This is a genomic window from Mycobacterium sp., from assembly GCF_035570115.1.
Classification (GTDB): domain Bacteria; phylum Actinomycetota; class Actinomycetes; order Mycobacteriales; family Mycobacteriaceae; genus Mycobacterium.
This window is the reverse complement of sequence record NZ_DATMLH010000332.1, coordinates 1-8698: the sequence shown is the minus strand read 5'-3', so window position 1 is coordinate 8698 and position 8698 is coordinate 1. Positions and strand designations below refer to the sequence as shown.

Below are 8698 nucleotides of genomic sequence, written 5' to 3'. Positions count from 1 at the left end.
CTGTCGCGGGCCGGCTGGCTGCGCTGCTCGGACAAGCTGGCCGCGGCCCCGCTGAAGCCTGGCAAAGGCCCGATCGCGTTGCGCGTCCATCTCGGCACTCCGGGCGAGGGGCAGGGCTTCGACCTCACCGAGGCGGGCACTCAGAAGCGGTTGGCGGTGTGGCTGGTCGGCGATCCGAAACAGGTGCCCGGCATCGCCGCGCTGGGGCCGGATGCGCTGGAGTTGACGGTCGATGAATTGGCCGGGCTGCTGGCCGGAAACACTGGCCGGATCAAGTCGGTCATCACCGACCAGAAGGTGATCGCCGGCGTCGGCAACGCCTACAGCGACGAGATCCTGCACGTCGCCAAGATCTCGCCGTTCGCCACGGCAGGAAAACTCTCGGACGGACAGCTGGCCGCACTGCACGACGCGATGCTGTCGGTGCTCACCGACGCCGTTGCCCGCTCGGTCGGCCAGCAAGCCGCCTCGCTTAAGGGCGAGAAGAGGTCTGGACTGCGGGTGCATGCGCGCACCGGTCTGCCGTGTCCGGTATGCGGAGACACCGTGCGGGAAGTGTCGTTCGCCGACAAGTCCTTTCAGTACTGCCCGACCTGCCAGACTGGCGGCAAGGTGCTGGCCGACCGCCGCATGTCGCGGCTGTTGAAGTAGCTATGCTGCGCGGGTGACTCGGCAGAAGATCCTCATCACCGGCGCGAGCTCCGGCCTCGGAGCGGGGATGGCTCGCGCGTTCGCGGCCAAGGGGCGTGACCTGGCGCTGTGCGCCCGTCGCACCGATCGGCTCGACGAACTCAAAGCCGAGCTTTCGCAACAGTATCCGGGCATCACGGTGGCCGTCGCCGCGCTGGACGTCAACGACCACGAACAGGTGCCAAAGGTGTTCGCCGAGTTATCCGACACGCTCGGCGGAATCGACCGGGTGATCGTGAACGCCGGTATCGGCAAGGGCGCGCCACTGGGGTCGGGCAAGCTGTGGGCCAATAAGGCGACCATCGAAACCAATTTGGTGGCGGCCCTGGTCCAGATCGAAACCGCGCTACAGATGTTCAAGCAGCAGGGGTCGGGTCATCTGGTGCTGATCTCCTCGGTGCTCGGCGCCAAGGGCGTGCCCGGTGTGAAGGCGGCCTACGCGGCCAGCAAGGCCGGTGTGCGCTCGCTGGGTGAATCGCTGCGTACCGAATACACAGCCGGCCCGATCAAGGTGTCGGTGATCGAGCCCGGCTACATCGAGTCGGAGATGACCGCCAAATCGCAGAGCACAATGTTCATGGTGGACAACAAAACTGGCGTCAAGGCGTTGGTCGCTGCCATCGAGCGCGAGCCGGGCCGGGCGGCGGTGCCGTGGTGGCCCTGGGCGCCGGTGGTGCGACTGATGCGGGTGCTGCCGCTGCCGCTGACCAAACGCTTCGCCTAAGACCGTCAGCCCGCGCGGCCGCGTTCGACGCGGTAGCGGCGCACCAGCGCATCGGTTGAGCTGTCCGACTGTTTGGCCGGCGAGGCGTCCTCGGTGATCACCGGCAACAGCGCCTTGGCCTGCGTCTTGCCCAGCTCGACGCCCCATTGGTCGAATGAGTCGATGCCCCACACCACGCCCTCGGTGAAGACCTGATGCTCGTATAGGGCGATCAACTGGCCCAGCACCGACGGGGTGAGCTTGGTGGCCAGGATGGATGTGGTCGGTCGGTTGCCGGGCATCACCTTGTGCGGCACCACATTGGCGGGCGTGCCCTCGGCGGCGATCTCCTCGGCCGTTTTCCCGAATGCCAGCACCTGGGTCTGCGCGAAGAAGTTGCTCATCAGCAAGTCGTGCATGCTGCCGGTGCCGTCGGCGGTGGGCAGGTCGTCAGTCGGCTGGCTGAAACCGATGAAGTCGGCCGGTACCAGTCGCGTGCCCTGGTGCAGCAATTGGTAGAAGGCGTGCTGGCCGTTGGTGCCCGGTTCGCCCCAATAGATTTCACCGGTGTCGGTGACGACGGGTGTGCCGTCGGCGCGGGTCGACTTGCCGTTGGATTCCATCGTCAGCTGTTGCAGATACGCGGCGAACCGTGCCAGGTCGTTGGAGTACGGCAGCACCGCGCGTGACTGTGCGCCAAAGAAATTCGAGTACCACAGCCCGATCAAGCCGAGCAGCGCCGGCGCGTTGGATTCGAGCGGTGTGGTCCTGAAATGCTCGTCGACAAGGTGGAACCCGGCCAGGAAGTCCGCGAAAGCCTCGCGGCCGATAGCGGCCATCACCGACAGCCCGATCGCCGAGTCGACCGAATAGCGTCCGCCGACCCAGTCCCAGAATCCGAACATGTTGTCGGTGTCGATGCCAAACTCGTCGACCAGCTTCTTGTTGGTCGAGACGGCAACGAAGTGCTTGGCCACCGCGTCGTCGCCGAGCGCATCGGTCAGCCAGCGCCGCGCCGCGGTGGCGTTGGTCAGCGTCTCCAGCGTCGTGAATGTCTTGGATGCGACGATGAAAAGTGTTGTGGCCGGGTCTAAATCGGCCAACGTCGCGATCAGGTCGGCGGGATCGACGTTGGAGACGAACCGCGCCGAGATGCCGGCGTCGGCATAGTGACGCAGCGCCTGGTAGACCATCACCGGTCCGAGGTCCGAACCCCCGATCCCGATGTTGACGACCGTGCTGATCCGTTTTCCGGTGGCGCCGGTCCACTCGCCGCTGCGCAGCCGGTCGGTGAAGTCGCCCATCGCGTCGAGCACCGCGTGCACGTCCTCGACCGTGTTCTGGCCGTCGACGATCAGCTTCGCATCCCGTGGCAGCCGCAGCGCGGTGTGCAGCACCGCGCGATTCTCCGAGGTGTTGATGTGTACGCCGGCGAACATCTCGTCGCGGCGTTGCTCGAGGTTGGCGGTCCGGGCCAGATCGGTGAGCAGCTTCAGGGTCTCGCGAGTGATCCGGTGTTTGCTGTAGTCGATGTAGAGGTCACCGACGGTGACGGTGAACTCGCTGCCGCGGTCGGGATCGTCGGCGAAGAACCGGCGTAGGTGCGTGGTTCCGATCTGCTCGTGGTGCTTGCGCAGGGCGCTCCAAGCCGGCGTCGCTGAGATGTCGTGGATCTGTTCAACCGCAGTCATGGTTAGACCCTAGTCAGGTTGACTAGGCCCGGGTTTACGGCCAGGTGAACGGGCTGCTAACCGGCCGGCTCAGTGACCAAGTCGGCCGCGGCCCATTCTGAGCAGCAGCATGGCCAGGTCCTTGCCGTCAGGACCAAGCTGGCTGTAGCGCTCGATGACCTTCATTTCGCGGCTGTGCACCAGCCGGGTGCCGCCAGAGGCCATGCGGGCTTTGCCGATTGCCCTGGACACCTCGTTGCGACGCTCCACCGCGGCCAAGATCTCGGCGTCGAGGCGGTCGATCTCGTGGCGCAGGTCGTCGATATCAGGCAATTGTTCTGTCTCGATTGTCATTGCAGACTCCAGATTCTCGTCGTGTGGGGTGTAGGAGTTGCGGTCTCATCCAGGTTCGGGCCTCACACAAGAGACGAGCCCCGGATCCGGAAGCGGACCGCGGGGCTCTGGGAAGCAGCTAAACCACGGGCACCGCTGGCCGGTACCCGTAGAAAAATCGACGCTGCAAGCTGAGCACGAATTGAGTGTGCCACTTGAGGGCCTGCTAGCGCAAAGGTGTCGCCGAACGGCGGTAAGTTTGACGGGATATGAGTGTGGAGCACGTGACCGAGGCCGGGGCAGATCTTCTCGACGGCTTGAACCCCCAACAGCGTCAAGCGGTGCTGCACGAGGGCTCGCCGCTGCTGATCGTCGCCGGCGCCGGCTCCGGCAAGACGGCCGTACTGACCCGGCGCATCGCATACCTGTTGGCCGCGCGTGACGTCGGGCCCGGTCAGGTTCTGGCCATCACGTTCACCAACAAGGCCGCCGCGGAGATGCGGGAACGCGTGGTGTCGCTGGTCGGTCCGCGCGCCCGCTCGATGTGGGTGTCGACGTTTCACTCGACCTGCGTGCGGATTCTGCGCAACCAGGCGTCGCTGATCGACGGCCTCAACTCTAACTTCTCCATCTACGACGCCGACGATTCGCGGCGCCTGCTGCAGATGATCGCGAAGGACATGGGCCTTGATGTCAAGCGATACTCGCCGCGGCTGTTGGCCAATGGCATCTCCAACCTGAAAAACGAGCTGATCGACCCGCAGCAGGCGGTGGCCGGCCTCTCCGACGACGACCACGCCGACGAGTTGGCGCGCACGGTGGCCGCCGTCTACTCCGAATACCAGCACCGGTTGCGGACGGCCAACGCGCTCGACTTCGACGACCTCATCGGCGAGACGGTCGCGGTGCTGCAGGCTTTTCCGCAGATCGCCCAGCATTACCGTCGGCGCTTCCGGCACATCCTCGTCGACGAGTATCAGGACACCAACCATGCGCAATACGTGCTGGTGCGTGAGTTGGTCGGCCACGATGCCGGCGACGAGCCGGACGGCGTGCCGCAGGCCGAGCTGTGCGTCGTCGGCGACGCCGACCAGTCGATCTATGCGTTCCGCGGCGCGACGATTCGCAATATCGAAGACTTCGAACGCGACTACCCCAACGCCACCACAATCCTGCTCGAACAGAATTATCGCTCCACGCAGAACATCCTGTCCGCGGCCAACTCGGTGATCTCGCGCAATTCCGGACGGCGGGAAAAGCGATTGTGGACCGATGCCGGCGAGGGCGAGCTGATCGTCGGCTACGTCGCCGACAACGAGCACGACGAGGCACGGTTCGTCGCCGAGGAAACCGACGCGCTGGTCGCCGATGGTGAGCTCACCTACAACGACGTCGCGGTTTTCTATCGCACCAACAACTCGTCGCGGTCGCTGGAAGAGGTGTTCATCCGCGCCGGCATTCCGTATAAAGTCGTTGGGGGCGTTAGGTTTTACGAGCGCAAGGAGATTCGCGACCTCGTTGCATATCTTCGGGTGCTGGACAACCCGGGCGACGCGGTCAGCATGCGGCGCATCCTCAACACGCCGCGCCGCGGTATCGGCGATCGGGCCGAGGCTTGCGTGGCGGTCTACGCCGAGAACACCGGTTCCAGTTTCGCCGACGCGCTCGAGGCCGCCGCCGAAGGCAAGGTGCCGATGCTCAACACCCGGTCGGTCAAGGCGATCGCGGGTTTCGTCGAGATGCTCGAGGATCTGCGCGGCCGCCTCGACGCGCCCCTCGGGGAGTTGGTCGAAGCGGTGCTGGAGCGCACCGGGTATCGCGCGGACTTGGAATCCTCGTCCGACCCGCAAGACCTGGCCCGGCTGGACAACCTCAACGAACTCGTCAGCGTCGCACACGAATTCGCCACCGACCTGGAGAACGCCGCCGCGCTCGACGAGACCGTCGGGGCGCCCGACGACGAAGACGTGCCGGACACTGGTGTGCTGGCGCAATTCCTGGAACGGGTGTCGCTGGTCGCAGACTCCGACGAAATCCCCGAGCACAGCGCGGGTGTGGTCACGCTGATGACGTTGCACACCGCAAAGGGACTGGAATTCCCGGTGGTCTTCGTGACCGGCTGGGAAGACGGCATGTTCCCGCACATGCGGGCATTGGGCGACGCGGCCGAGCTCTCCGAGGAGCGCCGGCTGGCTTACGTCGGGATCACCCGGGCGCGTCAGCGGCTTTATGTCAGCCGGGCCAAAGTGCGGTCGTCGTGGGGACAGCCGATGCTCAACCCCGAGTCGCGGTTCCTGCGGGAAATCCCGCAGGAACTCATCGACTGGCGGCGCCTCGACCCCACCCCGTCGTTCAGTGCGCCGGTCAGCGGCGCTGGACGGTTCGGCTCGCCGCGCCCGTCACCGGCTCGTGCGTCGGCGAGCAAGCGTCCGCTGCTGGTGCTCGCACCAGGTGACCGGGTTAGCCACGACAAGTACGGGCTGGGCAGGGTGGAAGAGGTTTCCGGCGTTGGCGAATCAGCGATGTCGCTGATCGACTTCGGCAGTTCGGGGCGGGTCAAGCTGATGCACAACCACGCCCCGGTCAGCAAGCTTTAGCGCCGCCGGGCGGTCAGTCCAGCAGCCATTGCTTGGTGCGCGGCAGCAGGGTCAGCACCACGCTGGAAACCGGCACCAAGGGCAGGGCGTGCACGATCCAGGCGACGCGGGCGCCGGCGATGAAGACGCCACCATAGGTCAGTAATGCGATTACGGCGCCGACCACGATCAAGTAGCGCCCGAGCGACCGGCGTAGCAGTAGCAGGATCACACCCGAGATCGTCGCGAACGCGAACACCAACGCGAGGAACGCGACCGCGACGCAGAACAGGCGGTCGGATTTCCACCAGCCCGCGATGAGGTCGGTTGCCACCACCGAGGTCGCCCAGCCACTGACGATGCTGACAGCGGAGGCGGCCACCGCCGTCGCGTTGCTGGGTTCACCGGGTAGCGTGCTGCTCCCCATAACTGGGCGCTGGCTCGGCGCAACGTAGCGGGAGGGCGGTGGCTGGCGCGGAATCTGGGTGGTGCGGGCGTCGTCGACGATCTGCGGGAGCGGCGCGGTCGGTGCTCGCCGGATGATGCGCGTTTGGGGAGCGTAGCCAGGGCCCTCGGGCGCCCCGCCGGCGCGCACAGGTCCGCTTGGCGTCTGGGCGGGCGGGTGATCGCCTGGTGTGGGTTGGTTCGGCTCAGTCACCGGTCAACCGGCAAAAGTGCCGACGGACAGGCCACGTTTGGCCAGCCACGGCACCGGGTCCACTCGCTGGGTGCCGCCCAGCAGCACCTCGAAATGCAGATGCGGACCAGTGGAATTGCCACGGTTGCCCATGGTGGCAATTTGGTCGCCGGCCATCACGCGCTGACCCACGCCGACCAACGTGGTGTTGACGTGACCGTAGAGCGTGACCGTTCCGTCCGCGTGGCGGAGTTTGACCCACATGCCGTAGCCGGCGGTCGGGCCCGCGTCGATGACAACCCCGTCGGATACCGCGTGGATCGGGGTGCCGATTGAGTTAGCGAGGTCGATACCGGCGTGCAGCACGCCCCAGCGGTACCCGAAACCCGAGGTGAATATGCCCTTCGTGGGCATAACGAACAGCGGCTGCTGCAGTCGGGCCTCGCGCTGCGCGCGCTCCTGGGCGAACGCCACGCCCTTGGCCAGCTCGGCGTTGTGCACTGCGACGTTCGCGGCGGGCTGGACGGCGACCATCTGCATGCCGCGGGCCGACGTGCTGACGGGCCCGCCGTTCATTGTCGTCGCGTCCGCGGCCAGCACCGTCTCGGCCTTGGAGTGATCAGAAGTCTGGGTGGCGGAGTGCGCGGCGGCGGCGGCGGCACCGGCGGCCATGGCGCCGATCAACACCCGGCCACGTGCCGGACCAGTCAGCTGCTTGCGATGTTGTCCTCGACGCCCGGGCAGATCCGGATCGCTTCGACGGGTGCGCGGTTTCGGCCGGTGCGAGTCGACCCGAGGCAGGACAGTCGTCTCGTCCTCGCTGGGGCCGGCTAGCGGCAGGACAGTGAGATTGTCGGTGTCGTCCAGGTCGTCGAGCTCGGGCGCCCGCAGGACCTGCGCCTCCTTGTCGAACGCGGTGTTATCGCTAAAGTCCAGGTCATCGAGGTTGCCGAACTCATTGAACGGGATGATGTCGGTGACTTCGTTGCGGTCGAGATCCAACCTGCGGTGGCGCGATTGCCGAGCGCCTTCTGGCGCAACAGACGGTGCAAGGCTGGGCTGGGTCAAGCTGATTGTCCCTCGGAGCGTAACCATAACGTTATCTGGACCCTGAGACGTTAACCGTCGACCGCGGGCCATCGCAAGCCAAGCCGGCAATCCGTCGGTTGAATGTGATTTGAATCACTTCAGGGCCTGCGGTGAGATCTGCCACATCCGCGGATACCGACGACGGGACCTCCCAGCCGTGTCGATACAGTTCCCGCAAGCGGGCAACGGAAAACCGGGTTCGCTTACTTATAGGCCGACACATAGAAGTGAGCCATGGACCTTTTCGAGTACCAGGCGAAAGAGCTGTTCGCCAAGCACAACGTCCCGACGACACCCGGCCGTGTCACCGATACCCCCGAAGGCGCCAAGGCGATCGCCGAGGAGATCGGCGCCCCGGTGATGGTGAAAGCCCAGGTCAAGGTAGGCGGCCGCGGCAAGGCCGGCGGCGTCAAATACGCGGCCACGCCCGCAGACGCCTACGAACACGCCAAGAACATCCTCGGCTTGGACATCAAGGGTCATGTCGTCAAGAAGCTTCTGGTCGCCGAGGCCAGCGACATCGCCGAGGAGTACTACATCTCCTTCCTGCTCGATCGCGCCAACCGCACCTACCTCGCCATGTGTTCAGTGGAGGGCGGCATGGAGATCGAAGAGGTGGCCGCTACCAAGCCAGAGCGGCTGGCCAAGGTGCCGGTGGACGCGGTCACCGGAGTCGATCTGGCGACCGCGCGCTCCATCGCCGAGCAGGGTCACCTGCCGCCCGAGGTGCTCGACGCCGCCGCGATCACCATCCAGAAACTGTGGGAGCTATTCGTAGCCGAGGACGCCACCCTGGTGGAGGTCAACCCGCTGGTGCGCACCCCCGACGATCGGATCCTGGCGTTGGACGGCAAGGTCACGCTGGACGGCAACGCCGACTTCCGCCACCCCGAGCACGCCGAGTTCGAGGACCGCGACGCCACCGACCCGCTGGAGCTCAAGGCCAAGGAGAACCATCTCAACTACGTCAAGCCCGACGGTCAGGTCGGCATCATCGGTA

At 65.7% G+C, this 8698-nt stretch carries 8 protein-coding genes; 4 read left to right on the top strand and 4 right to left on the bottom strand.

What is annotated here, in order from left to right:
- Positions 1–183 precede the first annotated feature (183 nt).
- Positions 184–651, top strand: coding sequence for a zinc finger domain-containing protein (locus VNW74_RS31275; protein WP_325684182.1), 468 nt, complete (start codon positions 184–186; stop codon positions 649–651).
- Positions 652–664: 13 nt separating this feature from the next.
- A complete protein-coding gene (locus VNW74_RS31270; protein WP_325684180.1) occupies positions 665–1414 on the top strand; it encodes an SDR family oxidoreductase in 750 nt (249 codons plus the stop codon).
- 5 nt (positions 1415–1419) lie between these two features.
- Here VNW74_RS31270 and pgi read toward each other — a convergent pair whose 3' ends face one another.
- Entirely contained in the window at positions 1420–3084 is a 1665-nt protein-coding gene (pgi, locus tag VNW74_RS31265; protein WP_325684178.1) for a glucose-6-phosphate isomerase, read from the bottom strand.
- A gap of 69 nt (positions 3085–3153) precedes the next feature.
- Positions 3154–3417, bottom strand: coding sequence for a chorismate mutase (locus VNW74_RS31260; RefSeq protein ID WP_325684176.1), 264 nt, complete (start codon positions 3415–3417; stop codon positions 3154–3156).
- Positions 3418–3665: 248 nt separating this feature from the next.
- Between VNW74_RS31260 and pcrA the strand changes: the two genes are divergently transcribed.
- Positions 3666–5993: a DNA helicase PcrA gene (gene pcrA / locus VNW74_RS31255; RefSeq protein ID WP_325684174.1), complete on the top strand. Its 2328-nt coding sequence runs from the start codon at positions 3666–3668 to the stop codon at positions 5991–5993.
- Between the two features lie 13 nt (positions 5994–6006).
- On the opposite strand, the gene VNW74_RS31250 is transcribed toward pcrA, so the two are convergent.
- A complete protein-coding gene (locus VNW74_RS31250; RefSeq protein ID WP_414686833.1) occupies positions 6007–6630 on the bottom strand; it encodes a hypothetical protein in 624 nt (207 codons plus the stop codon).
- Between the two features lie 3 nt (positions 6631–6633).
- On the bottom strand, positions 6634–7677 hold the full coding sequence (locus VNW74_RS31245; protein ID WP_414686832.1) for a M23 family metallopeptidase: 1044 nt from the start codon (positions 7675–7677) through the stop codon (positions 6634–6636).
- Between the two features lie 255 nt (positions 7678–7932).
- Between VNW74_RS31245 and VNW74_RS31240 the strand changes: the two genes are divergently transcribed.
- A partial coding sequence (locus tag VNW74_RS31240; RefSeq protein ID WP_325684170.1) for an ATP-grasp domain-containing protein occupies positions 7933–8698 on the top strand: 766 nt, incomplete at its 3' end.